Source organism: Skermanella stibiiresistens SB22, from assembly GCF_000576635.1.
In the GTDB taxonomy this organism is placed as follows: domain Bacteria; phylum Pseudomonadota; class Alphaproteobacteria; order Azospirillales; family Azospirillaceae; genus Skermanella; species Skermanella stibiiresistens.
Map to the genome: position 1 here is coordinate 269,252 of NZ_AVFL01000003.1, position 22,413 is coordinate 291,664.

The 22,413-nt window shown below is 66.3% G+C and carries 24 protein-coding genes, 1 tRNA gene and 1 pseudogene; 10 read left to right on the top strand and 16 right to left on the bottom strand.

Translation table 11 applies throughout. The features are described from left to right. Positions 1-83: 83 nt before the first annotated feature. The 4 genes from N825_RS06340 to N825_RS06355 all read right to left on the bottom strand — a co-directional run bounded on the left by N825_RS06340 (position 84) and on the right by N825_RS06355 (position 3,667). Complete coding sequence (locus N825_RS06340; protein WP_037448381.1) at positions 84-1,001, bottom strand: UbiA prenyltransferase family protein; 918 nt, start codon at positions 999-1,001, stop codon at positions 84-86. A gap of 22 nt (positions 1,002-1,023) precedes the next feature. Beyond that, on the bottom strand, positions 1,024-1,698 hold the full coding sequence (locus tag N825_RS06345; protein ID WP_198038201.1) for a CDP-alcohol phosphatidyltransferase family protein: 675 nt from the start codon (positions 1,696-1,698) through the stop codon (positions 1,024-1,026). Then, the gene (locus N825_RS06350) at positions 1,695-2,000 is read right to left on the bottom strand and encodes a CDP-archaeol synthase (protein WP_051511624.1); all 306 of its coding nucleotides are present in this window, start codon (positions 1,998-2,000) and stop codon (positions 1,695-1,697) included. Before N825_RS06350 ends, N825_RS06345 begins: the two co-directional genes overlap by 4 nt. A 167-nt stretch (positions 2,001-2,167) precedes the next feature. Continuing rightward, positions 2,168-3,667, bottom strand: coding sequence for an MFS transporter (locus N825_RS06355; protein WP_051511625.1), 1,500 nt, complete (start codon positions 3,665-3,667; stop codon positions 2,168-2,170). A 203-nt stretch (positions 3,668-3,870) separates the two neighbouring features. Here N825_RS06355 and N825_RS06360 point away from each other — a divergent pair, with 203 nt between their 5' ends. Then, the gene (locus tag N825_RS06360; RefSeq protein ID WP_037448385.1) at positions 3,871-4,491 is read left to right on the top strand and encodes a TetR/AcrR family transcriptional regulator; all 621 of its coding nucleotides are present in this window, start codon (positions 3,871-3,873) and stop codon (positions 4,489-4,491) included. Positions 4,492-4,551: 60 nt separating this feature from the next. On the opposite strand, the pseudogene N825_RS37735 reads toward N825_RS06360, so the two are convergent. Continuing rightward, positions 4,552-4,638 (bottom strand): annotated as a pseudogene (locus N825_RS37735) (SDR family NAD(P)-dependent oxidoreductase); the annotation flags it as partial. A 121-nt stretch (positions 4,639-4,759) separates the two neighbouring features. Continuing rightward, positions 4,760-4,882, bottom strand: coding sequence for a hypothetical protein (locus N825_RS40735; protein WP_281174350.1), 123 nt, complete (start codon positions 4,880-4,882; stop codon positions 4,760-4,762). A 37-nt stretch (positions 4,883-4,919) separates the two neighbouring features. On the opposite strand from N825_RS40735, the gene N825_RS06365 reads away from it, so the two are divergent. Continuing rightward, the gene (locus tag N825_RS06365) at positions 4,920-5,099 is read left to right on the top strand and encodes a hypothetical protein (protein WP_037448388.1); all 180 of its coding nucleotides are present in this window, start codon (positions 4,920-4,922) and stop codon (positions 5,097-5,099) included. Positions 5,100-5,678: 579 nt separating this feature from the next. On the opposite strand, the gene N825_RS06370 is transcribed toward N825_RS06365, so the two are convergent. The 3 genes from N825_RS06370 to N825_RS06380 all read right to left on the bottom strand — a co-directional run bounded on the left by N825_RS06370 (position 5,679) and on the right by N825_RS06380 (position 7,375). After that, positions 5,679-5,754 (bottom strand) — tRNA-Glu (locus N825_RS06370). Positions 5,755-5,824: 70 nt separating this feature from the next. Next, complete coding sequence (locus N825_RS06375; RefSeq protein WP_037448391.1) at positions 5,825-6,868, bottom strand: threonine aldolase family protein; 1,044 nt, start codon at positions 6,866-6,868, stop codon at positions 5,825-5,827. A gap of 138 nt (positions 6,869-7,006) precedes the next feature. After that, a complete protein-coding gene (locus N825_RS06380) occupies positions 7,007-7,375 on the bottom strand; it encodes a hypothetical protein (protein ID WP_037448393.1) in 369 nt (122 codons plus the stop codon). Between the two features lie 38 nt (positions 7,376-7,413). On the opposite strand from N825_RS06380, the gene N825_RS06385 reads away from it, so the two are divergent. Beyond that, complete coding sequence (locus N825_RS06385) at positions 7,414-8,517, top strand: RluA family pseudouridine synthase (protein ID WP_037448784.1); 1,104 nt, start codon at positions 7,414-7,416, stop codon at positions 8,515-8,517. Between the two features lie 148 nt (positions 8,518-8,665). Beyond that, on the top strand, positions 8,666-9,550 hold the full coding sequence (rpoH, locus tag N825_RS06390; RefSeq protein ID WP_037448396.1) for an RNA polymerase sigma factor RpoH: 885 nt from the start codon (positions 8,666-8,668) through the stop codon (positions 9,548-9,550). Positions 9,551-9,587: 37 nt separating this feature from the next. On the opposite strand, the gene N825_RS06395 is transcribed toward rpoH, so the two are convergent. Together N825_RS06395 and N825_RS06400 are read right to left on the bottom strand one after the other, a co-directional pair. Next, on the bottom strand, positions 9,588-10,037 hold the full coding sequence (locus N825_RS06395) for a hypothetical protein (protein WP_157619010.1): 450 nt from the start codon (positions 10,035-10,037) through the stop codon (positions 9,588-9,590). 35 nt (positions 10,038-10,072) lie between these two features. Next, positions 10,073-12,175 carry a protein kinase domain-containing protein gene (locus N825_RS06400; RefSeq protein WP_084164423.1) on the bottom strand — a complete coding sequence of 701 codons (2,103 nt, stop codon included), beginning with the start codon at positions 12,173-12,175 and terminating at the stop codon, positions 10,073-10,075. A 294-nt stretch (positions 12,176-12,469) separates the two neighbouring features. Here N825_RS06400 and N825_RS06405 point away from each other — a divergent pair, with 294 nt between their 5' ends. The 5 genes from N825_RS06405 to N825_RS06425 are packed head-to-tail and all read left to right on the top strand — an operon-like array spanning position 12,470 to position 18,754. Continuing rightward, positions 12,470-14,062, top strand: coding sequence for an ABC transporter substrate-binding protein (locus N825_RS06405; protein ID WP_051511626.1), 1,593 nt, complete (start codon positions 12,470-12,472; stop codon positions 14,060-14,062). Positions 14,063-14,075: 13 nt separating this feature from the next. Continuing rightward, entirely contained in the window at positions 14,076-15,032 is a 957-nt protein-coding gene (locus N825_RS06410) for an ABC transporter permease (RefSeq protein ID WP_063833640.1), read from the top strand. Then, positions 15,013-15,855, top strand: coding sequence for an ABC transporter permease (locus N825_RS06415; RefSeq protein WP_084164425.1), 843 nt, complete (start codon positions 15,013-15,015; stop codon positions 15,853-15,855). Before N825_RS06410 ends, N825_RS06415 begins: the two co-directional genes overlap by 20 nt. Then, complete coding sequence (locus tag N825_RS06420; protein ID WP_063833642.1) at positions 15,852-17,912, top strand: dipeptide ABC transporter ATP-binding protein; 2,061 nt, start codon at positions 15,852-15,854, stop codon at positions 17,910-17,912. Before N825_RS06415 ends, N825_RS06420 begins: the two co-directional genes overlap by 4 nt. Then, the gene (locus N825_RS06425; RefSeq protein ID WP_051511627.1) at positions 17,909-18,754 is read left to right on the top strand and encodes a phosphate/phosphite/phosphonate ABC transporter substrate-binding protein; all 846 of its coding nucleotides are present in this window, start codon (positions 17,909-17,911) and stop codon (positions 18,752-18,754) included. The genes N825_RS06420 and N825_RS06425 overlap by 4 nt, the downstream gene beginning before the upstream one ends. A gap of 126 nt (positions 18,755-18,880) precedes the next feature. On the opposite strand, the gene N825_RS06430 is transcribed toward N825_RS06425, so the two are convergent. The 3 genes from N825_RS06430 to N825_RS06440 all read right to left on the bottom strand — a co-directional run bounded on the left by N825_RS06430 (position 18,881) and on the right by N825_RS06440 (position 19,797). After that, positions 18,881-19,084, bottom strand: a complete 204-nt coding sequence (locus tag N825_RS06430; protein ID WP_037448399.1) for a DUF2795 domain-containing protein — start codon at positions 19,082-19,084, stop codon at positions 18,881-18,883. A gap of 177 nt (positions 19,085-19,261) precedes the next feature. After that, positions 19,262-19,507 (bottom strand): HepT-like ribonuclease domain-containing protein, encoded by a 246-nt coding sequence (locus tag N825_RS06435; protein WP_051511628.1) that lies wholly within the window; start codon positions 19,505-19,507, stop codon positions 19,262-19,264. Beyond that, positions 19,504-19,797 (bottom strand): nucleotidyltransferase family protein, encoded by a 294-nt coding sequence (locus N825_RS06440; protein WP_037448402.1) that lies wholly within the window; start codon positions 19,795-19,797, stop codon positions 19,504-19,506. Before N825_RS06440 ends, N825_RS06435 begins: the two co-directional genes overlap by 4 nt. A 140-nt stretch (positions 19,798-19,937) precedes the next feature. Here N825_RS06440 and N825_RS06445 point away from each other — a divergent pair, with 140 nt between their 5' ends. Beyond that, positions 19,938-20,444, top strand: coding sequence for a MarR family winged helix-turn-helix transcriptional regulator (locus N825_RS06445; protein WP_051511629.1), 507 nt, complete (start codon positions 19,938-19,940; stop codon positions 20,442-20,444). On the opposite strand, the gene N825_RS06450 is transcribed toward N825_RS06445, so the two are convergent. Both N825_RS06450 and N825_RS06455 read right to left on the bottom strand, forming a co-directional pair. Next, on the bottom strand, positions 20,438-21,214 hold the full coding sequence (locus N825_RS06450; RefSeq protein WP_037448405.1) for an amino acid ABC transporter ATP-binding protein: 777 nt from the start codon (positions 21,212-21,214) through the stop codon (positions 20,438-20,440). The genes N825_RS06445 and N825_RS06450 overlap by 7 nt on opposite strands. A 46-nt stretch (positions 21,215-21,260) precedes the next feature. Beyond that, on the bottom strand, positions 21,261-22,412 hold the full coding sequence (locus N825_RS06455) for an amino acid ABC transporter permease (RefSeq protein ID WP_051511630.1): 1,152 nt from the start codon (positions 22,410-22,412) through the stop codon (positions 21,261-21,263). Position 22,413 lies beyond the last annotated feature (1 nt).

Sequence of the window (22,413 nt, forward strand, 5' to 3'; positions counted from 1 at the left end):
CACGGTCGCCGGTTTCCCGACCTGTGAACGTTTCACCTCGACGGAAAGATCAGTCCCCGGCGACAATGTCCCAGGACGCCGGATCACGCGGCGGCGAGGCCGAGCGCCACGCCGACCAGGGCCAGCGACAGGCCGGCGTATAGCTCGGTGGCCGGCCGCAGGAACCGGGAATCGGCGTCGGGGCGTCGCGCGGTGAACGCGAAGCGCAGCAGCGCCACGGCCAGCAGGCCCGCCAGGGCGACGGTGCCCCAAGCCACCCCGGCACCCAATCCGAGCCGCGCGATCAGGCCCGCCGCGAGCGCCGCGTGCGCGCCGAGCAGCGCCAAACCGATGGCGACGCAGGCGCGATGGCCGATCATCACCGAATAGGTCTGATAGCCCTCCCGCTCCTCGCGCGGGGCACGGGTCTTGCGCAGGATCTCCCAGATGTAGCCGGGCAGGCTGACCCACAGCGCGATCAGCCAGTGCTCCGCGCCGAACAGGGGCGGCGAGGCCGGGCGGGTAGCCAAGGCGAGCAGGTAGAACGCGCCGAACAGGCTGACCGGGGCGTGGGTCAGGAACGCCAGCAGGCGGTTGCCACCGATCAGCTCCGGCAGGTAGAACCATTTACCCATCAGAAAGGCGAACGCGAACATCGCCAGGAACTCGGGCAACGCCAGCGGCCAAATCAGGTTGAGCGCGACCATCACCGCCACGGTCAGTCCCCGGAGCCAATCCAGATCGTCGAAGCCGACCCGTCCGGACGGCAGCGGCCGCTCCGGGAAGTAGCGGCGATCGGTCTCGGCGTCCTTGAACTCGTCACACAGCCGGTAATACAGCATGACCAGCAAATATGTGGCGGCGCCGACCCAGAACGCCGTGTCGAACACCGGCACCGGCAGGCCATGCAGCGCGCGCGCTGGCCAGAACACCACGATGGTGCTGAGCAGCGCGGCGCCGACCCGCGATGCCGGCGGAAACATCTCCCGCAGATAGACACCCCAGCGCGCCAAGCGATTCATCTTCCAAATTCCTTTAGGCGCATCAGGTCAAGCGCCAATCGAGCCAGAAATAGACCGAGGCGATGGCGCAGACGGCGCCGAGCATCATCCCCAGGTGGCGTGGCTTCCAGTAGGCGGCGTTGTGCAGCATCAGCGCTCCGTGGAGCAGCAGGGCCGCCCCCAGCAAGGGCTCCGCGAGATCAGGGCCGGCCAGGGCCAGCAGCGGGTAATAGCCGCCGGCGATGAAGACCACCCAGAACGCCGGCACTCCCAGATAGGCTAGCCGGGGAGGTTGGCCCGCCGCCCCCGCCTTGCTGGTGACATCGATGTTGCCGACGCCGTTGAAGACGGACAGGCGGACCACGCCGGCGACGATGAACATCCCCAGGATCGCCAGCGACCATGGCGCGTCGAAGCCCATCGCGTGGAACCACGCGGACGGCGCGATCAGATAGATGAACGCGTCGGCGAAGCCGTCGAGATAGCGTCCGAAGTCCCGGGTCGTGCCGTGGCGGCGAGCCAGCACGCCATCGAAGGCGTCGCACAGCATCGCGAGGAACAGCAACCCGACGGTGAGTTCGAGGCGGTGATGAACGGTCGCGAGCAGCGCCGCCAGGGCCAGTGCCAGTCCGCACAGCGTGACGGCGTCGACGCAGTTGAGGCGCACGATCGCGAGCGCCCCGGGGGGTGGCAGGGATGATGGGGAAGGATGGCTCACAGGGGCTCCGAGCGCAGCTTGCAGAGGAACAGCAGGTAGTTCGCCGCCAGATGCAGGGCGGTGAAGAACACGACCCCGGCGAGCACGAATGTGAAGCTCATGCGGCTGAACGGATAGAGCATCAGCAGGCAGCCGAACACCGAATCCGCTTGGTCGAGCAGCACGTGCGGCAATGCCCCCGCCTGCCCTGGCCGGATGTCACGCTGGCGTTTCAGGAAGCTGTTCGGCAGTTCGAACAGGCTGTATCCGAGACCATATAGAAGCCCGTAAACCGCTGGCCCATGGGCTTCGAAGTCGAGCACGTTGTAGGGCGTCAGACCGGGGTAGCGGGCAACGACAACCAGATCGACCTGCGCTCGATCTTGTCGGTCGTGACGCCGTACCAGCCGAACTCGCTCTGATCATCCGGACGTCACGGAACGCACGCTGCTCGCCGGCGTGCGGATCGGTGTCGATCGACCATTGGCGCTCAGGCCTGGTCGACTGCCGGTCGTCGAAGCGAGAGGAACACGACCACCGCCGTGACGAGGGTGACGGCGGCCAAGCAGAGCGTGAGCGCGTTGAACGCGTCTCCGTAACTCGCAAGCAGCGCTGGCGCCGGAACCTCTGGCGCAAGCGCTGAGGCGCCCCCGAGGTCGCCCGTCGCAAGCCGCTCCGCGATCGATGAGGAGGCCGTTGGCTGGGCGATGAGCGGTGAGATCCGGGACTGCGCCAGGCCGCTCAGCAGCGCCGTGGCCAGCGCCAGGGCGATGCCTTCGCCGGCGACGCGAACAGTTCCGAACATGCCTGCGGCCATGCCTGCGCGCTCCTTCGGCACAACACTGACCGCCAGCCCATCCATCAGGCCCCACGGAAAGCTTATGCCGACGCCGATGACGAGAAGGGCAGGGACCAGGGCCGCGGTTCCAGCGCCAATCGGAACCTGGCCGAGCCAGGACACGCCCACGCTCGTGACGACGAGGCCCAGGCCGCAAAGCGTCGCTGGCGACACCCAACGGGCCAGCGATCCCGCCAGCAGCGGCAGCACCAGCAAAGGCGCCGACATGGAGAGCATGGTCTGGCCAGCTTCCGAAGCCGACATCCCGTCGATTCCGACAAGCCGGACAGGAAGCAGGATCAAAAGCACGACGAAGCCGTAGGCGGGAGCCGCCGCAAGAAGCTGGACACCCACAAACTGCCGATACCGAAACAGATCGAGGTCCAGCATGGGGCGCGCGACGCGACGTTCGATAACGACGAACGCGATCAGAAGTGCAGCCGTCGCTCCGAAGAGGGCGACGACCACCGGGTCGGACCATCCGCGGCCCGGACCCTCAAGGATCGCCGTCGTCAGGGTTGCGAGCGCGACCGTGAAGCTCACGCTCCCCGGCCAGTCCACCGCCGTGGCGTCCGGGTCCCGCGACTCGGCCATCGAGACGATTCCGATAAGGAAAGCGGCGGCATCGAAGGCGACGACCAGTGCGAAGATGCTTCGCCAGTCGAACAACTCGAACAGATAAGCCGACGCGATCGGGGCGACCGAGAGGCCGATTCCGAAGCTCATGCCAACGAAACTGAACGCCCGCAGTTGTCCGGGGCCTTGAAACTCCTGCGCCAGAACGGCCATCCCGGCCGACATCGCGGCAGCGGCCATGACGCCTTGCGCCGCCCGGATCAGGTTGAAGCTGGTCATGTCGGGTGCAAACGCGAGCATCACCGACAGAATGGCGAACACGCCCGTCGCGATGGCAAACACCCGCTTGCGACCATATCGATCCGCCATCGCCCCGGCCGCGAGAAGCAGGCTCCCGAAGGTCAGCAGATAGGCGTTTGTCGCCCAGCTGATCGAGACTGGCGATCCGCCAAGCGCCGCGGCGATGGCTGGCAGGGCTATGGTTGGCCCCGTGAAGGCGAGCGGCATCGACGCGGAAGCGAGGCAGACGGCCAGGAGAACGGCCGCGGATCCCCGCGTCGGGGACTGATTTTCCATTATAGTTTCCTTACAGGTCAGGAGACGCGCCACGGCCCGCTGGTGTCAGTCCAGCCGCCGCGACCCCTGCGAGGAGCTGGCTCCTGCGTCCCGGTCTTGGCGGCGTACTGTCCTGCGGCGATGGATCGATAGAGACACTTTGCAAAATTCTTTAGTAACCGCTATATAACTGCGATGACGGGTTCAGCAAGGGACAATCTTTAGTGATTGATAAAGAATCTGGCCGGCCGGGACGGCCTCGGTCATTTGACCTGGAGGAGGCGCTTGAAGCGGGGCAGCAACTCTTTCATGAGCGCGGCTATGACGGCGTCTCCCTGTCGGATCTGACGGCCGCAATCGGCATCGCTGCTCCGAGCTTTTATGCCGCGTTCGGGAGCAAGGCGGCTTTCTTCCAGATGATCCTGGGCCGCTACAGCAGCGCGACACCGCCGATCGACGCCTTCGGGGTCGAGGGGGACGCGGTGGCGACGCTGATCGAGACCTATCTGGTCGCGCGTGCTGTGTCCTACAGCCGGGATGCCGCAGCTCAGGGCTGCCTGGTTCTCAACGCCACCCGGAACTGCAGCGACGCCGGCGCCGCGGCCGCAGCCGGTCAGATCGCCGAGGACGGCCGCTTGCGCGTGCGCGACCTCGTCGCCCGGTCGCGACCGGATCTGGCGGAGCCGGTCAGCGACTTGGTCGCGTCTGTCATGCAGGGATTGTCCGCGCACGCTCGACAGGGTTGGTCGACCGAACGTCTGGTCACGGTTGCGAGGAACGCTGCTCTCTCGGTCAGAACGATGGCAGAGACGTCGGATTTCTCCGCGAGTGAGCCGAAAGCGTAGCGAACAGGCTTGCCCACTGCGCGTCAGGTCGCAGGATCGGGCGTTAGGGCCTCCGTCTACCGTCAGCGTCGTGCCGGTGACATAGCGCGCCTTGTCGCTGGCCAGGTAGGCCACGGCGTGCCCGATCTCGGCGCCTTCGCCAAAAATTGCCCCGAGACGTGGCCCGGCGTTATCGGATGGTTCCCGAGTGGGCGAAAGCGTCTGCCTGCGGGCGCCGTCTCAGAGTCCGTCCGTGGCGCACCGTCGACTCTGACGCCCGCCCGGCCCCCTACTGTGGCGAGATGAGCGCGGTGATGGCGTTCAAGTGGGCGCCCACGCGGTCGGGACCAAACCGGTCCGGCTCGATCGGGTAGAGCATCAGCGAGGAGACCAACGCGCCGAAGGCCGTCACCCTGTCTCAAAAGGCGAAGACGGACGACATCCACCTAGTGAACGCCCGGCTGTTCTACAGCCTGCCCGGAGACAAAGTCCGCCTCGGGGTGTTCGCCAACAACCTGTTCAAAGAGGATGGCGTCCTCCGCCGCACGCCCCTCGACATCTTCGGCAACACCCTCAGCATCTATGCGCCACCGCGCACGGTGGGCGAATCGATCGAAGCGACCTTTTGAGTGACGGAGAGCTGCACTTGGTCGTGGCGCATCTCCACGGAGAACCGTCGAAGAAGTAGCTGCCTACCCGGATCTTCTCCGCGTTGACCTCGACGTGCGGGCCGTGCATGGGGACGTCCAAACGCTTTGCGGATCACTGGGCTTCTCGAAACTTCAATAGCGGCGCGGCAGTTTGCGCGACGCAGCCACCTGGGCCTCAACCGGGAAGGAATGAGATGAACCTGCTTCACAATTAAATCACGGAAATTTTCCGACGATATTTATTCATTAAAAACAACTACTTAGAGAGCTTCCAGTTCTCGAAGCGCGAACTTGAACGAAGCCGCGTTTCGCCCGAACAGGATGATCGCTCGCCATCGATTCTCGGTCTTAGGTTCGACGTTGAGAAAGCCATTCATGTTGGCATGCAGCCGCAAGATGGATCGTTGACGGAACTCGGCGGCATTGGTTTATGCCCGCTGGCGACAAGATACCCGATTACGAACAAGCATGCACCTAGCCGAACATTGACGGCACGACCAAATCTATGTCGTCTATTTGCCATACGAATTTGAAGTGGCGGCTAAGTGCTTGATAAAATGGCGTCCCCAAGGGGATTCGAACCCCTGTTACCGCCGTGAGAGGGCGGTGTCCTAGGCCTCTAGACGATGGGGACATCGCTGGGCGAGAGGCCGGTCTTTTAGCCAAAGCTCCGGGCTCCCGCAAGTGTTATTTCAACGTCGGTTTCACGAATCTTGGGCGCAGGCGTTCGCCAGGGCGGTGGCGTCGGCGATCATGCGGTCGACGTCCTCGGCGGCGGTGTTCCAGGCGGTCACCAGACGCACGGTTTGGCCGTCCCAGCGGTAGAAGCCGTAGCCGCGGTGCTCCAGTCCGAGGATCATCGGTTCCGGCAGGCTGATGAAGATCTCGTTGGCCTCGACCGGATCGCGGAGAGTCACGCCGGGCAGCGCCGCCAAGCCGGCGGACAGGCGGTCGGCCATGGCGTTGGCGTGGCGGGCCAAGCGCAGCCAGAGGCCGTCCGTCAGATAGCCGTCGAGCTGGGCCGACAGGAAGCGCATCTTGCTGAACAGGTGGCCGGCGCGCTTGCGGCGGAAGGCGAAGCTTTCGGCCAGCTCGGGGCGGAAGAAGACGACCGCCTCGGCGGCCAGCGCGCCGTTCTTGGTGGCGCCGAACGACAGCACGTCGACACCCGCCCGCCAGGTCAGGTCGGCCGGTGAGTAGCCCAGCCGCGCCACCGCGTTGGCGAAGCGGGCGCCGTCCATGTGGACAGGCAGGCGGAATGCTTTCGCGACCTCGGCGAGGGCGGCGACTTCGGCCGGGGTGTAGACGGTTCCGGACTCGGTCGCCTGCGTCAGGGTCACCGCGGCGGGCTGGACATGGTGGACATTGCCGGCGCCCGACTTGTCCAAGGTCGCGCGCAGGGTGGCGGGGTCCAATTTGCCGCCGGCGCCGGGCAGGCCGACCAGCTTGGCGCCCGCCGTGAACATCTCCGGCGCGCCACACTCGTCGGTGTTGACGTGGGACATTTCGTGGCAGTAGATCGCGCCGTAAGGGGGCGCCAGCGCCGCCAGCGCCAGCGCGTTGGCGGCGGAGCCGGTCGCCACGGGAAAGACGACGACCTCGCGCTCGAACAGGGCCGCGATCCGCTCGGTCACTCGGGCGGTCAGCGGGTCCTCCCCATAGGACGGCGTCGGGCCGCTGGAGGCGTCGGTCAGGGCTTTCAGGATTTCCGGCGCTGCGCCGGTCACGTTGTCGCTGGTGAAGTTCACGGGATGCTGGTCCGGTGTTGCGGGCGGGGTGTCACGGGTGGACGGAGGCTTCAACCGGCGTGGGGGATGTTGGTGCCGGCTCTCTGGTCGGTGCGGGGGTCCGTGCGGCGGGATATGCGATGATGGGTGTGACGAACATCATTGGCGCGGAGCGCCCGATCCCGCATCATTCGGCTTCGATCCAATGGCGCTTGGCCCGGTGGTCACCGTGGCGGTGACGGCGCCGTTGCGGGGATCGAGGACGTAGAGGCGGTCGCCGGCGGCATTGGGCAGGCGGACGCTGAAGACAACGCGGCTGCCGACGGCCACCACGCTGTTGATGGTGGCGCCGCTTGGAAGATCGAGGGCGGTTTCCGCGATGCCGCCGGGTGGCGGCGGTGGCGGGGCGGCTGGCTCCGCCCGGCGTTCGGGATCAGAGACGCGGTTGTAGACTTCATATCCGATGAAGCCGAACCCCGCGACGATGAGGATGCCCATGATGGTAAGGATGGCTTTCAGTGCCCGCAAGGTCGAGGTCCAGTCTGTTGAAGTTCACGGCTGACGAGATGGAGGAGGACGAGGATCCGGTTCCAGTCCCGGATCCCGAACTCGAGCCCGACCCGGAGAGCGAAACGCTCAGCCTCACCGTGACCGGAGAGGATGGCGGCGAACGCCTGGACAAACTTCTGGCCTCGGGTCTCGAGGGGCTGTCGCGCACCCGGATCCGCTCGCTGATCAACCAGGGACGGGTTTCGAGTGGCGGCCGGACGATAACCGACGCGTCCGCGCGGGTCAAACCCGGCCAAGTCATCGAGGTGGTCGTGCCGGAACCGGAGACGGCCATCCCGGTGCCTCAGGATATCCCGCTCGCCATCGTGTTCGAGGACGATGACCTGCTGGTGATCGACAAGCCGGCCGGCATGGTCGTCCATCCCGCCGCCGGCAACGCCGATGGCACGCTGGTCAACGCGCTGCTGTGGCATTGCGGCGACCGGCTGTCGGGCATCGGCGGCGTCAGGCGACCGGGCATCGTCCACCGGCTCGACAAGGATACCAGCGGGCTGATGGTCGTCGCCAAGAACGACCGGGCGCACGCGGGGCTGGCCGCCCAGTTCGCCGACCGTTCGCTGAGCAGGACCTACCGCGCCGTGGTGTTCGGCGTGCCCTGCCCTCCTTCGGGAGAGATCACCGGCGATATCGGGCGCAGTCCCCATGACCGCAAGAAGATGGCGGTGGTCACTGGCGGCAAACCGGCGTTGACCCGGTATCGGGTGGTGAAGCCATTCGGAAGCTTCGCGTCGCTGGTGGAATGCAGCTTGGCCACCGGGCGAACCCACCAGATACGAGTGCATATGACGGAGGTTGGACATCCCTTGGTCGGCGATCCAGTCTATGGTGGCCGTATCGGTGGTGAAAATCGCCACGGCAAGGCAACCGATAACGGCGCGGCATCCCGCAAGGGAGCGGCATCAGTGCGCGGAGCTTCGATTGGAGTGAGGACTGGGGCGATGCCGGAACCGGCACGGGGCGCGATTGTTGGCTTCGGGCGACAGGCCTTGCACGCCGTGGCCCTGCGGTTCAACCATCCCCGCGACTCCGCGCCGATGCGCTTCGAATCGGAATTACCGTTGGACATCCAAGGGTTAATCCAGAGTTTGGAATCGATTTAAACCTATACCTGAGCGGTCGAGTTGGGTATTATGGCCAGAACGGCCGAACCCGCGAAGAGGAGGCCTCCATGGCGGTTGGGGGCCGGGAAACCGAAGGCCGAAAAGACTCAGGCGTCGCTAACCACCGCCCGAAGAGAGGGGCTAGAATATGTCGAATACTCCCAGCGTTCCGGTCATCAGTTCCGAAGGCAATCTGTCCCGTTACCTTCAGGAAATCCGCAAGTTTCCGATGCTGCGGCCGGAAGAGGAGTTCATGCTCGCCAAGTCATGGCGCGAGCATGGCGACACGGAGGCGGCGCATCGGCTGGTGACCAGCCATCTGCGGTTGGTCGCGAAGATCGCGATGGGCTATCGCGGGTATGGCCTGCCGCTGTCCGAGCTGATCTCGGAAGGCAATGTGGGCATGATGCAGGCGGTCAAGCGGTTCGACCCGGATCGCGGCTTCCGGCTGGCGACATACGCGATGTGGTGGATCCGGGCCGCGATCCAGGAATACATCCTGCACAGCTGGTCGCTGGTCAAGATGGGCACCACGGCCGCTCAGAAGAAGCTGTTCTTCAACCTGCGGAAGCTGAAGGGCCAAATGCAGGCGATCGACGAGGGCGACCTGTCGCCCGAGCACGTGACCCAGATCGCGACCAAACTGGACGTGCCGGAGCAGGACGTCGTCAACATGAACCGCCGGCTGGCGAGCCCCGACCATTCGTTGAACGCGCCGCTGCGCGCCGACAGCGAGGGCGAGTGGCAGGATTGGCTGGTCGACGAGAATGAGACCCAGGAAATCCATCTGGCCGAGCGCGAGGAGTTGAGCAAGCGCCGCGCCCTGCTGAAGAACGCGATGACCAACCTGAACGAGCGCGAGCGCCACATCCTGACCGAGCGTCGCCTGCGCGACGATCCGACGACGCTGGAGGACCTGTCCCAGCATTACGGCATCAGCCGCGAGCGGGTCCGCCAGATCGAGGTTCGCGCCTTCGAGAAGTTGCAGAAGAACATCAAGAACGCGGCGATCGAGCAGCGGCTGGGCCAGTAAGGAAGACGGTGAGGGGAACGGAGGGGGGTGGCGCCCCTCAATCCTTGGCGTCCTCCGACGCGACGACGCCGCTGACCTCCGGTCCCCAGCCGGCGATCAGTTCCCGCTGCTCCTCGAGACGGTCGGCGATGCGGCTCTCGGCGCGCAACGCGATCCAGGCCGCCACGGCGGGAGGAATGCCGTAATAGAGGCCCCAGCCGGCTCCGGCGGCCCCATACATGACGAGCCAGGCGAAGGGGTCGGTGAGGATCTTGGTCAGCGCGCCCATCGTGTGGCCCGCCTTCCAAAGACTGATGATGAAGGCGACGACGCCCACGAAGTTGAGCGCCCCCACCGTCATCGGCGCCGTCTTGTCGGGATCGCGGTCGATGACATAGGCGACCATGGTCGGGATCAGCCCGGCGAGCAGCAGCACGGTTGTGGGGAAGAACACCAACCCGGCGGGGCACAGGATGACCAGGGCGGTCACCATGCCGTTGGCGCTCATCCGGCGGCGCTTCCGCCTGGGAGTGCCAGCACCGCTCATTTGCGCAACAACGTGTAGACGACGACGCCGACCAGGGCGATGGTCCCCAGGATGCTGGAGACGACGGCGGCGGCTTGCCGGCCTGACGTCTCGGCGATCCGATCCTTGTCGGCGATCTCCCGCTTGAGCTTGTCGATCTCCCGGCCGGCCAGCTGAAATTCCCGCCGCGCCTTGGTGAATTCGATCTCGTCCTTGCGGATGGCGGCCGGATCGTCGATCAACGTCAGCAATCCCTGCAGGTTGCCCTCCGCCGCGATCCGCGCCGCGTCGGTCCGCAGCTTGTCACGATGGGCCCGGCTGTGGAACCGGTCCACGGCGGGACCGATCAGTTCGATCATCCAGTTGCATAGGTTCGGCAGGTTGGCCGGACCATAGCGTTTCTGGACATCGGCCAGGATGTTGACCATCGCGGAGATCCGGCGCAGGACCTCGCCGCCGGGTGTGGTCAGCGCGATCAGCCGCTCGTCCAGCTTGCGGTAGCGGGCGATCAGGTACGCGGCGATATGGCGGTCGATCGGCTCGCGCGGGCGGCCCGGCCGGGAGGCGATCTGCTCCAGCGCCGCAAGCAGTTCGGAGGCGCTGGTGACCATGTGGTTGCGGACGGTGGCGCTGAAGCAGGGCAGCATCGGGTTCAGCTCGTACAGCAGCCGCTCGATGCCATAGCCGGACCCGGGCCGCTCCAATTGGGTCCGCAACGCCTCGAAGGTCTGCGTCATCGGCACGTATTCGGCCTTGAACTCGCCCTGCATGCTGACCCAGAACATCGGCAACTGGGCGGCGATCGCCTCGCCCAGAACCTGATACCCCTCGTTCCGCATGAAGGCGTCGGCCATGGCCGTGCCGAACCCGTCGAGCATCACGGATTTCTGCTTGTACCGGATGGGGGCCGGCGGATCGAGCGCGATGCAGACGCGGGCGACCAGCCGGTCCTCGAAGTGGGCGCCCTTGCCGGCGACACCGGCCGATTCGATCGCGGACGCGACGGCTTCCGCCCTCGCCTCGTCGGACAGACTACGGCGGAGCCAGCGGTCCAGGTCGCCATTGTCGATCACGGGCACCGCCGCCGCGGGATTGCGGGCGAAGACGCGCGCCAAGCCCCGGCAGTGCCAGTAATTGGTGCCGTTGAACTCGAAAGGACGCGACGCCTTGCGAGGCACCTGCGGCTGCTTGGGGCTGAGCCTCCGCCCGCTCAACCACAAATCGAGGTCGTTGAGCGTCCAACGCATCTTGGGATCGTCGGCCAGCAACCCGCGCAACGGCTCCATCAGGTTGAGCGACAGGCGGGCGGTGCCGACCAGCGCCGGATAGGTGCCGCGGTCCAGCTTGGCCTGGAGCATCGCCTCGTCGTCCAGCTGGCGGACGGGGTTGCGGCCCAGATACAGCAGCAGGATGGTGACGCCCAGCGCGTAGAGGTCGTCGGAGGTGGTGCCCGGCCCCCTGCCCGACGGCTGAGCCATCGTCCGCTCGATGGTCAGCAGCAGCGGCGCCTGACCGAAGGAGGTCACCGTCGAGACGCATTCCCCCAGCATCACGCCCGAGGTGCCCTGGTCCCGTAGGAAGATGTTGGTCGGGCGGATGTCGCCATGGACGATGGCACGGCTGGACAACTCGCGCAGCGCGGAGGCGAGCGGCTGGATCACCGCGCGGGTGATCTGCTCCTCGGTCATCTGCTCACGGGTGTCGGACAGGCTGTTCATCAGCCGGCGACCACCGGGATTCTCCAGGATGAAGACGATCCGCTTGTAGCCGTCGAGCGGCCAATCGACCATGCCCCACTCGATCATCCGCATCAGAGAGACATGCTCGACCCCGCGGATGCCGGACAGCAGGTCCATTCGTGCCGGCACACCCGCCGTGCCGACGATGGCGAAGACGTCCATCTTGCGGTCGCGCAGCGCCCGGACGGCATAGGCTTTGCCGGCGGGACCATCGAGGGCGGGCAACGGCGTTCCCGGCAGGATCTCGAACCGGCCGCCGCCCATGACGACGGGCTCGACCTCGCGGCCCGACGCGCTGGCGGGCTGGCCGGGAGCTGGGCCGGATGACTGGCCGGGGATTGGGCCAGGGTTTTGAGCGGTGGCTTCGGCGGCGGTCGCCATCGGTTCGTCTGCATCCCGGCTTCAGACAGCGTCGGGCGCCAGCTTGCCTCGGGGACGGATAAGGAAGCGTTAAGGGCCGCGCCGCTTGGGGTACGCCGGCAACCAATTCGGTATGGTGATGTTTAATGTCACCGTTTTGTTGGAATGGGGTGGTTACGGTGCGATATTGCGTGCCGGGACGCTGATCCGGCACCTCGACGCGCCGCCGGGACCGTCCCGGCGCCGCGACGGGGCATTCGACGACATACTGGCGTGGCGTGATGTGCGCGCCCAAGAACTGGAGGCACCAGAACCATGGTAAAGCGCACCGATCTGAGCCCGCTCGGCTTTTCCACCGCGAATTCCGCCGTCACGACGCTGGGCGTCAGCCGGCGCCGTTTCCTCGCGGGAGCGTCCACGCTGGCCCTGGGATGCGCGCTGTCGGGAGTGGCGCCGTGGGGAGCGCTGGCCCAGGCGACTCCCAAGCGCGGTGGATCGCTGAAGGTGGCGGTGCCGGCGGCGACCTCGATCGATCCGGTCAAGCTGAACAGCTCGGGCGGCATCGCCATCGTCCAGCAGACCGCCGAATATCTCGTCTACGCCGAGCCCGACCTGTCGCTGCGCCCCGTGCTGGCGACGTCGTGGGAGCCCAGCGAGGGCGGCAAGGTCTGGACCTTCAAGCTGCGCCAAGGGGTCAAGTTCCATGACGGCCGCCCGATGGGTGCCGACGACGTGGTGGCGAGCTTCCAGCGGCTGGTCGATCCCGCCAACGCCTCGCCCGCCGCGGGCGCAATGCCGTTCCTGAAGAAGGAGGGCATCGCCAAGGTCGACGACCACACGGTCCGCTTCACGCTGGACCGGCCGATCGGCACCTTCCCGTACTTCACGCACACCTATAACTGCGTAATTCTACCCGCCGATTACGCCGGCAACTTCGCCGAGAAGCCGATCGGCACCGGTCCGTTCAAGCTGGTCTCCTATCGGCCGCAGGAAGGCGCCAAGTTCGAGCGCAACACCGATTATTGGGACCAGACCAAGCCCTATCTGGACCGGCTGGAGATCCAGACCTTCGAATCGCCGCAGCCAATGGTGCTGGCGCTTCAGTCCGGCGACATCCAGGTCGTCCAGCAACTGAGCTACATCGACGCGCAGGCCATCCGGAACGACAGCAAGATCGCGCTGATCCAAGCCGACGCCGCCGACCACCGCCAGCTCTGCATGCGGACCGACATGAAGCCGTTCGATGACAAGCGGGTGCGTCAGGCGGTAGCCCTGTGCTTCGACCGCCCGGCCATGGTGCGCGGGTTGCTGGGCGGCTTGGCCGATGTCGGCAACGACCACCCGATCGCCCCGATCTATCCGGAAAAGATCAAGGGCGCCCAGCGGCAGGCCAACATCGCGCAGGCCAAGAAGCTGCTGGCCGACGCCGGCTATCCCCAGGGCTTCCCGATCGACCTGTACACCCACCAGTACCTGGAACTGCCGCAATACGCGGCGCTGACCCAGCAGATGCTGGCTCCGGCGGGCATCAAGGTCAACCTGAAGGTCGAGCCGACCAACCTCTACTACAATCACTGGACGGAGGTCAGCTTCGGCCTGACCGACTGGACCAGCCGCCCGGTCGCGGCGCAGATCCTGGCGCAGTCGTTCCGCAGCACGGCGGAGTGGAACGCCGCCCATTGGAAGAGCGAGCCGTTCGACGCCCTGCTCGCCAAGTTCGAGGCGGAGCCCGACGTCGCCCAGCGCGGCAAGCTGGGCACCGAGATGGCGGCGATCCTGACCGATGAGGTTCCCGCCGTGATCGCCTATTTCAACAAGAACCTGCGGGCGGCGCGGACCGGCGTCCAAGGCCTGACCGGCAGCATGTCCAACTATCTCGACATGGCCCAGGTCTGGGTCGAAAGCTGAGAGATCGGCGGGAATGCTGCGCTTCTTCGGGCGACGGCTGCTGCTGCTGGGGGTGACCCTGGTGGTGGCGTCGGTGCTGATCTTCGCCATCACCAACGTGCTGCCGGGCGATGTCGGCCGCATCATCCTGGGGCCGTTCGCGCCCCAGGACGCCGTGGCGCGTCTCAACGCCGAGCTTGGCACCGACCGGCCGATCGTGATCCGCTATGTCGACTGGCTGACCGGTGTGGCGCGGGGCGACTGGGGCAGATCCTACGCCTTCGACACCGCCGTCTTTCCCCTGGTGGTCGAGCGGCTGGGCCGGTCGCTGACCTTGGCGGTCAGCGGGCTGGTGGTGCTGGTGCCGCTGGCGGTGGCGGCCGGCGTGGCCGCGGCCCGGCGCGAGGGCGGGATCTTCGACCGCGTGCTGTCCACCGTCAGCCTGGCGTTCGGCGCCCTGCCCGAGTTCGTCACCGGCGTCTTCCTGATCCTGGTGTTCGGCATCTGGCTGGGGGCACTGCCGATCCAGGCGCTGCCGCCGGATGGCGCGGGGCCACTGACCGTGATCGCCCATCTGGTGTTGCCAGTCGGCTGTCTGGTGCTGCTGCTGTTCGCCTATCTGTTCCGCATGACGCGGGCCAGCATGATCGAGGCGCTGGCCGCGGATTACACCCGCACCGCCGAGTTGAAGGGGCTGCCCCAGCGGACGGTGATCTGGCATCACGTGCTGCGGAACGCGCTGCTGCCGACCATCACGGTGATCGGGGCCCAGATCGGCTGGCTGGTCGGCGGTCTGGTGGTGGTCGAGACGCTGTTCAAGTATCCCGGCATCGGTAGCCTGATCCACTTCGCCGCGACCAACAAGGACATCCCGCTGCTGGTCGGCTGCTCGCTCGCCATCACCTTCGTGTTCGCGCTGGGAAACCTCGCGGCGGATCTGCTCTACGCCATCCTCAACCCGCGAGTGCGCCATGGCCGTCACGCTCACTGAAGCCGGAGGGCGCCGGCGCGCCTCGCGGCGCGGCGTCGTTCCGCTGGCGGTTGGCCTGCTGATGATCCTGGTCTGGGTGGTCACCGCGCTGGGCGCCGACTGGATCGCCCCCTACCCGCCCGCCGACATCGACTTCCTGGCGATCTCGCAGCCCCCCTCGCCCGCCCACTGGTTCGGCACCGACCAGCTCGGCCGCGACATCCTCAGCCGGGTCATCCATGGCGGAACCTATGTCCTGACGATCGCCCCGGCGGCGACGTTGCTCGGGCTGGGGCTGGGCGCCGCGATCGGGCTGGCGACAGCTTGGTTCGGCTCGTGGTTCGACGAGGCGGTGATGCGGGTGCTGGACGCCGTCATGGCCTTTCCCATCGTCATCCTGGCGATGCTGGCCCTGACCTTCCTGGGGGCGGGCACCGGCAACGTGGTGCTGGTGATCGGCTTGGTCTTCGCGCCGCTGATCGCCCGGACCGTCCGGGCCGCCGCCCTTGTCGAGGCGCGGAAGGAATATGTCATGGCGGCGCAGCTGCGCGGCGAGGGATCGCTCCACATCATGGCGATGGAGCTGCTCCCCAACGTGCGCGGCCCGCTGATCGTCGAGGGCACCGTCCGGCTCGGCTACGCCGTCTTCACCTCGGCGACCCTGGGCTTCCTGGGCCTAGGCGTGCAGCCGCCGACCCCCGACTGGGGCTTGATGGTCAGCGAGAACCAGGCGTTGCTGACGACGGCGCCGTGGACCGTGTTGTTTCCCGCTTTGGCCATCGCCTGGGTGGTCGTCGCCATCGGCTTGGCCGCCGACGGGCTGAAGGAATATCTGGAGCCGTGACAGCATCCTCCACCGGACCCCTGCTCGAACTCGACAACGTCACCATCAGCTACCAGCGCCGCCGCGACCGCGTCGACGCGGTGCGCGGCGTCTCGCTGATCATCCAGCCAGGCGAAGCCTATGGTCTGGTCGGCGAATCCGGCTGCGGCAAGTCGACCCTGGCCATGGCGGTGATGCGGCACCTGCCGAGGAACGGCATCCTCAGCGGTGGCCAAGTGCTGTTCGAGGACCGCGACCTGTTCCGCCTCAATCAGGCGGAACTGCGCCGGGTGCGTGGCGGCCGGATCGCCATGGTCTACCAGAACCCGGAAAGCGCGCTGAACCCAACGCTCAAGGTGGGCGAGCAGGTCGCCGAGGTCTTCCGCCTGCACCGCGCGCTGCGCCATCGCCCGGCGGCGGAAGCGGCGCTCGACATGCTGCGGAAGGTGCGGATCGCCGAGCCGGACCGCGTCGTTGGGCTCTACCCCTACCAGCTTTCCGGCGGGATGCGGCAGCGGGTGGTGATCGCGATGGCCTTGGCCGCCGATCCGGCGCTGCTGGTGCTGGACGAGCCGACCACCGCCCTGGACGCCACCGTCCAGGCCGATATCCTGGACCTGTTCACCGACCTGCGCGGCGAGATGAAGGCGGCGATCCTGTTCATCAGCCACAATCTGGCGGTGGTCCAGCAGGTCTGCGACCGGATTGGGGTGATGTATGGCGGCGAGCTGATCGAGCAGGGCACGGTCGCCGAGGTCTTCAAGCGCCCCCGCCACCCCTACACCGCGGCGCTGTTCGACTGCATCCCCGATTTCGGTGTCCGCAAGAGCGACCGCAGGCTGGCCGGGATCGCCGGCGGCGTGCCCGATCTGGCGGCGCTCGGGACCGCCTGCCTGTACGAGCCGCGCTGCCTGATCTCCCGCCAGCTGTGCCGGGTCGAGCATCCGGACCTGATGCGGGCCGGCAGCCGGCATCTCAGCCGCTGCTTCTTCCACGCCGAAACCCCCGCCCCCGGCGCCGCCGCGCGCGTCCGCCCCGAGGCGGTCCCCGTGCCCGACGTGACCGCGGGAATACCCCTGCTCAGCCTTCACGGCGTCGGGCGGCGCTATGGCCGCGCCCACATCCTGAAGGACATCGACCTGGAGATCGCGCCCGGCGAGACCTTCGGCCTGGTCGGCGAGTCGGGCAGCGGCAAGTCGACGCTCGCCAAAGTGATCTCGGGTCTGGTGCCGCCCAGCGCCGGCACCGTCGCCCTGGCCGGCGAGCGGGTCGCGGGGCAGGTTGGCAAGCGCACGGGCCGCCAGCGGCGCGACGTGCAGATGGTGTTCCAGACGCCGGACACGACGCTGAACCCGCGCAAGAAGGTGGCCTCCATCCTCGGACGCGCGGTGCGCGTGCTGGCGGGATTGGGCGGCAAGCGGAAGAGGGACAGATCGTCGGCGCTGCTGGGAGATGTCCAACTGCCGGTCGAGATGCTGCGCGCCACCCCTGACCGGCTATCCGGCGGCCAGCGCCAGCGGGTCGCCATCGCCAGGGCCTTCGCCGGCGATCCGCGCTTGGTCATCCTGGACGAGCCGACCTCCGCCCTGGACGTCTCGGTGCAGGCCTCGATCCTCAACCTGCTGCTCGATCTCCAGCGGGAAAGCCAAGCAGCCTACCTGTTCATCTCCCACGATCTCGCGGTGGTCAGATACCTGTCGGACCGGATCGGCGTGATGTATCTGGGCGAACTGGTGGAGGTCGGACCGACCGAACGCGTCTTCCGCCCGCCCTTCCACCCCTACACCCAGGCGCTCATCGCGGCGGTGCCACGGCTGGGCGGGGCGGCGCCCGAGAGGCCGGTCAGCTTGGACAAGCCGGCGCCCGGCCCATCGGAGCGTCCCGAAGGCTGCCCATTCCAAACCCGCTGCCCACGTGCGTATGATAGGTGCCGGGCCGAGGCTCCCCCTTGGCGCGATGCCGGAGAAGGTCACATGATTCGCTGCTGGGTGGCGCTGGACGCGCTGGAGGCTTCGCAGAGCGCCGCGCTCAAACCCCGGCGTGTCCAAGCTCCATTGCCGATTGGCCGGCGCCCATGACGGTCGAGGCGGTGGCCGCCGTCCCGACAGCCCAGCCGCGGCGGGCATCCCTGCCGATGTACGATTTTCCCGAACTCCGCGACGCCCACACCCTGTTGTGGAGCGCCTTGGCCCGCCGCATGGGGGAGGCGGGTTTGGACGGCGTGCCCGACCTGCTGACCTTCGACGCCGAACCCGCCGCCCTGTGGCGGGCGCCGGACCTGTTCCTCAGCCAGACCTGTGGCTTCCCGCTGGTGACCTCGCTGGGTGGCATGGTCAAGGTGGTGGCAACCCCGCGCTATCGGGCGCCGGGCTGCAACGGCAGCCGCCATCGCGGCTTCATCGTGGTGGCGGCCGACAGTGGGGTTCAGCGGCTGGTCGAACTGCGGGGATCGCGGTGCGTGATCAACGGTTGGGACAGCAACACCGGCATGAACATGCTGCGGGCCGCCGTCGCGCCCCTCGCCCGGGAGGGCCGGTTCTTCGGGTCGGTGGAGGTCAGCGGCGGCCACTTGGCGAGCCTCCGAAGCGTCGCCGAGGGTGCCGCCGATGTCGCCGCGATCGACTGCGTCACCTTCGCCCATCTGAGCCGCCACCGCGCCAACTTGGCCGAAGGTGTGCGCGTGCTCGCCGTGACGGCGGCGACTCCCTGCCTGCCGCTGGTGACGGCCGCCGCGACCGATGACGACACCATCGCCATCCTGCGCGCCGCCCTTCAGGCCGTGGCCGCGTCGTCCGATCTGGCCCCGATCCGCGCCGACCTGCTGCTCGACGGTTTCGATCTGCTGCCGGACCGCGCTTACAAGGTGGTGTCCGGCTTGGCGTCGCAGGCGGCGGCGATTGGATATCCTGATCTGGCCTGAGGCCGATGCTCCGGTCGCGTCCTTGCGCCGGGCCTTGGCGGCGTGTGAGCTATTGGCGGACCCTGGAGATAGGGGAGCCGGCGGCGTCCTTGGCGTCCGTCAACGGAAGCCTCCCCAGGTTGGTCTTCAGCCTTTACCGACACCCTTCATGACATCGGCCATGGTCTCGTACTGGCCATCGGGCATCTTGTCGATCAACTCGATCACCCCCTGATCGGCACCCTGTTGCTTGGCGTGCTTCAGGATATCCGGCTTGCCAGCGGGGAAATCGATCCCCTTGAGGTGCTTGGTCACGTCGGTGGGCGAATGTCCCTGCAAACCGTCACTCATTTCGAGGTCTCCGCGTTGGATCCGAGAATCGAAGATCCTGACAACAGAGCGGAGGAGAGATCGTCTCGCAGGGCGTCAAAGCCGTCTTAGTTCGGCCGTCACCTTCAGAAGATCCGAATGAAGTCTGGGGATGAAAACCGTCGCGGTTTCGAAGATACGCGACAGTCGTATTCCAAGTTAGTCGTGGGCGATGACATTCCTCATGCCAATAATCTGGCGCCACGGAATTTCGGGAAATAGCTTTTGTGTCTCCGGTGAAACACGTTTGGCCGCTTCGCCGATCACCTCAAGGGCACGCAGCACGGCATACTGGGTTCTACGATCCTCGGTGAACGCTTCAACATCCATTCCACCGACGAACGTGCCGATGTCGCGGGCATAATCGATCATATCGCCGATACAGACGATGGGATCGTGCTTCACAATGGAATGACTTCAGCCAAAACGGCGGCGGAGAGACGGGGGCGCAGAGCCTCTCGTTCAACCAGATCAACCGGTAGACCCAATGCGTCGCTTAGTTCGAGCTGGAGACCGGTGTAGCCAAACAAGTCCACATCATCGCCCAGTTCGATAAGAAGGTCCAAATCGCTGTCCTCACGCTGCTCGCCCCGCGCGTAAGATCCAAAAACGCCGATCGAGCGTATGGGATAGCGGCGGCTTAAGTCAGGTTGCAGGGCTCTCAATTCGGCGAGAATGTCATCAAGCGTGCGCATCGGTGGACTCCTTGGCGAGCCATTTAAATGTACCATGGAAAACCAAACGCGATACCCACTCGACCAAGTGACCCAAAGTCCCATCCGCGCGCATTCCCGCCTCGCTTGGAACCGGTGAGCCGGGGTATCATCCTGTCCCCATGACCAACACTCCCCCGTCCAACACCCTCGGCGCCCTCCTGATCGACAATGCCCGCTTGCTGCGGCGGCGGTTCGATGACCGTGCCCGCGCCATGGGGCTGACGCGCGCCCAGTGGAACGTGCTGGTGCACTTGGCACGAAGTGAGGGGATCAATCAGGCGGGGCTCGCCGATCTGATGGAGGTCGAGCCGATCACGGTTGGACGGCAGTTGGACCGCATGGAGGAGGCCGGCTGGATCACGCGGGTGCCGGATCCCGCCGACCGCCGTATCCGCCGCGTCCATATGACCGACAAAGCCAAGGGCGTGCTTGGCCACATGCGCGAACTGGCGCAAGGGGTCTACGCCGAGGCCCTGAAAGGGTTCGATGACGCGGCGCGTGAGGCGTTGATCGAGGGGCTGACACGGCTGCGGGCCAACCTCTCAGAGCCGTCCAGCGAGGCTCCCGAAGCCGAGGCGCCCACGCCGGCGCGACGGCGTGGGCGTGGGCATGGGCCAAATCAGTGAGCCAAGATCTGGCTTAGGAACAGTTTGGTCCGTTCCGACTGCGGGTTGTTGAAGAACTCGTTCGGGGCGTTCTGCTCGACGATCTCGCCGCGGTCCATGAAGATGACGCGGTTCGCTACCGTCTTGGCGAAGCCCATCTCGTGGGTCACGCACAGCATGGTCATGCCCTCGCGCGCCAAGCCGATCATGACGTCGAGCACCTCCTTGATCATCTCGGGATCGAGGGCGGAAGTCGGCTCGTCGAACAGCATGACCTTGGGGTTCATGCACAGCGAGCGCGCGATGGCGACGCGCTGCTGCTGGCCGCCCGAGAGCTGACCCGGATACTTCCGCGCCTGATCGGGGATCCGGACCCGCTCCAGGTACTTCATCGCGACGGCCTCGGCCTGATCCTTCGGCATCTTGCGGACCCAGATCGGCGCCAGCGTGCAGTTCTCCAGCACGGTCAGGTGCGGGAACAGGTTGAAGTGCTGGAACACCATTCCGACATCGCGGCGGACCTGATCGATGTTCTTCAGGTTGTTGGTCAGTTCGACACCATCCACCACGATGTTGCCGCGCTGGTGCTCCTCCAACCGGTTGATGCAGCGGATCAGCGTCGACTTGCCCGAGCCGGAGGGGCCGCAGATGACGATCCGCTCGCCGCGCGAGACCGTCAGGTTGATGCCCTTCAGCACGTGGAACTCGCCGTACCACTTGTGCACGTCGCTGAGTTGGACCGCGATGTCGTCGCCCACCTGGGGCGCCACCGTCTGTCTAACGTCGCTCATGTCTCGTCTCCCGGTGATTGCGCGGCCTTCGGGACCCGTGGGTCGCTCACCGCTTGTGGCCGCGATGCAGTTCGTTCTCCAGCCACTGGCTGTATTTCGACATGAAGAAGCAGAAGGCGAAGTAGACCACCGCCACGAACAGGTACGACTCCTTGTAGAAGCCGCGCCACGCCGGATCGGTCAGCGCCGCCTTGGACGCGCTCATCAGGTCGAACAGGCCGATGATGATGACCAGCGAGGTGTCCTTGAAGAACCCGATGAAGGTGTTGACCAGCGGCGGGATGGTGATCGACAGCGCCTGCGGCAGGATGATCTTGCGGGTCTTCTGCCAATAGGTCAGGCCAAGGCTGTCGGCCGCCTCGTACTGCCCCTTGGGGATCGCCTGGAGGCCGCCGCGGATGACCTCCGCCAGATAGGCCGACGCGAACAGGATCAGGCCGATCTGCGCCCGCAGCAGCTTGTCGATGGTGACGCCGGTCGGCAGGAACAGCGGAAACATCACCGACGCCATGAACAGCACGGTGATCAGCGGCACGCCGCGGATCAGCTCGATGTAGGTGACGCATAGCGACTTGACGATCGGCAGGTCGGACCGTCGGCCCAGCGCCAGCAGGATCGACAGCGGGAACGCCACGACCAGCCCGACGACCGACAGGATCAGCGTCAGCGGCAAACCGCCCCACAGCGTGTTGCGGACGAAAGGCAATCCCAGCACGCCGCCCCACATCAGCACGCCGATCACCACGGCCGCCGCCGCCCACACGGCCAGCAGCCACGGCTTCCAGAAGTTGCGGTTCGAGCTGACGCCCAGCAGGCCGACGATGATCAGGATCGACGCGATCGGCCGCCACTGTTCCTCGTAGGGGTAGAGGCCGAACAGGATCAGCCGGTACTTCTCGTGGATGAAGGCCCAGCAGGCCCCGCCCGATGCCCGGCAAGCCTGCGCGGTGACACCCTCGCCCGGACCGACGCTGTTGATGATCAGCCAGTTGACCAGCGGCGGGATGATCTTGTAGGCGAGCCACAGGATCAGGATCGTCAGGATCGAGTTGAACCAGGTGTTGAACAGGTTCGCCCGGACCCAGCCGAGGGGACCGAGGGCCAGTGCCGGCGGCTTCACGACGGCCGAGGCGGTCTCGCGGTCATCGGTCGAGGTGACGGAGCCGGGATGGCCCTGGACGGAGATGTGATCTGCCATG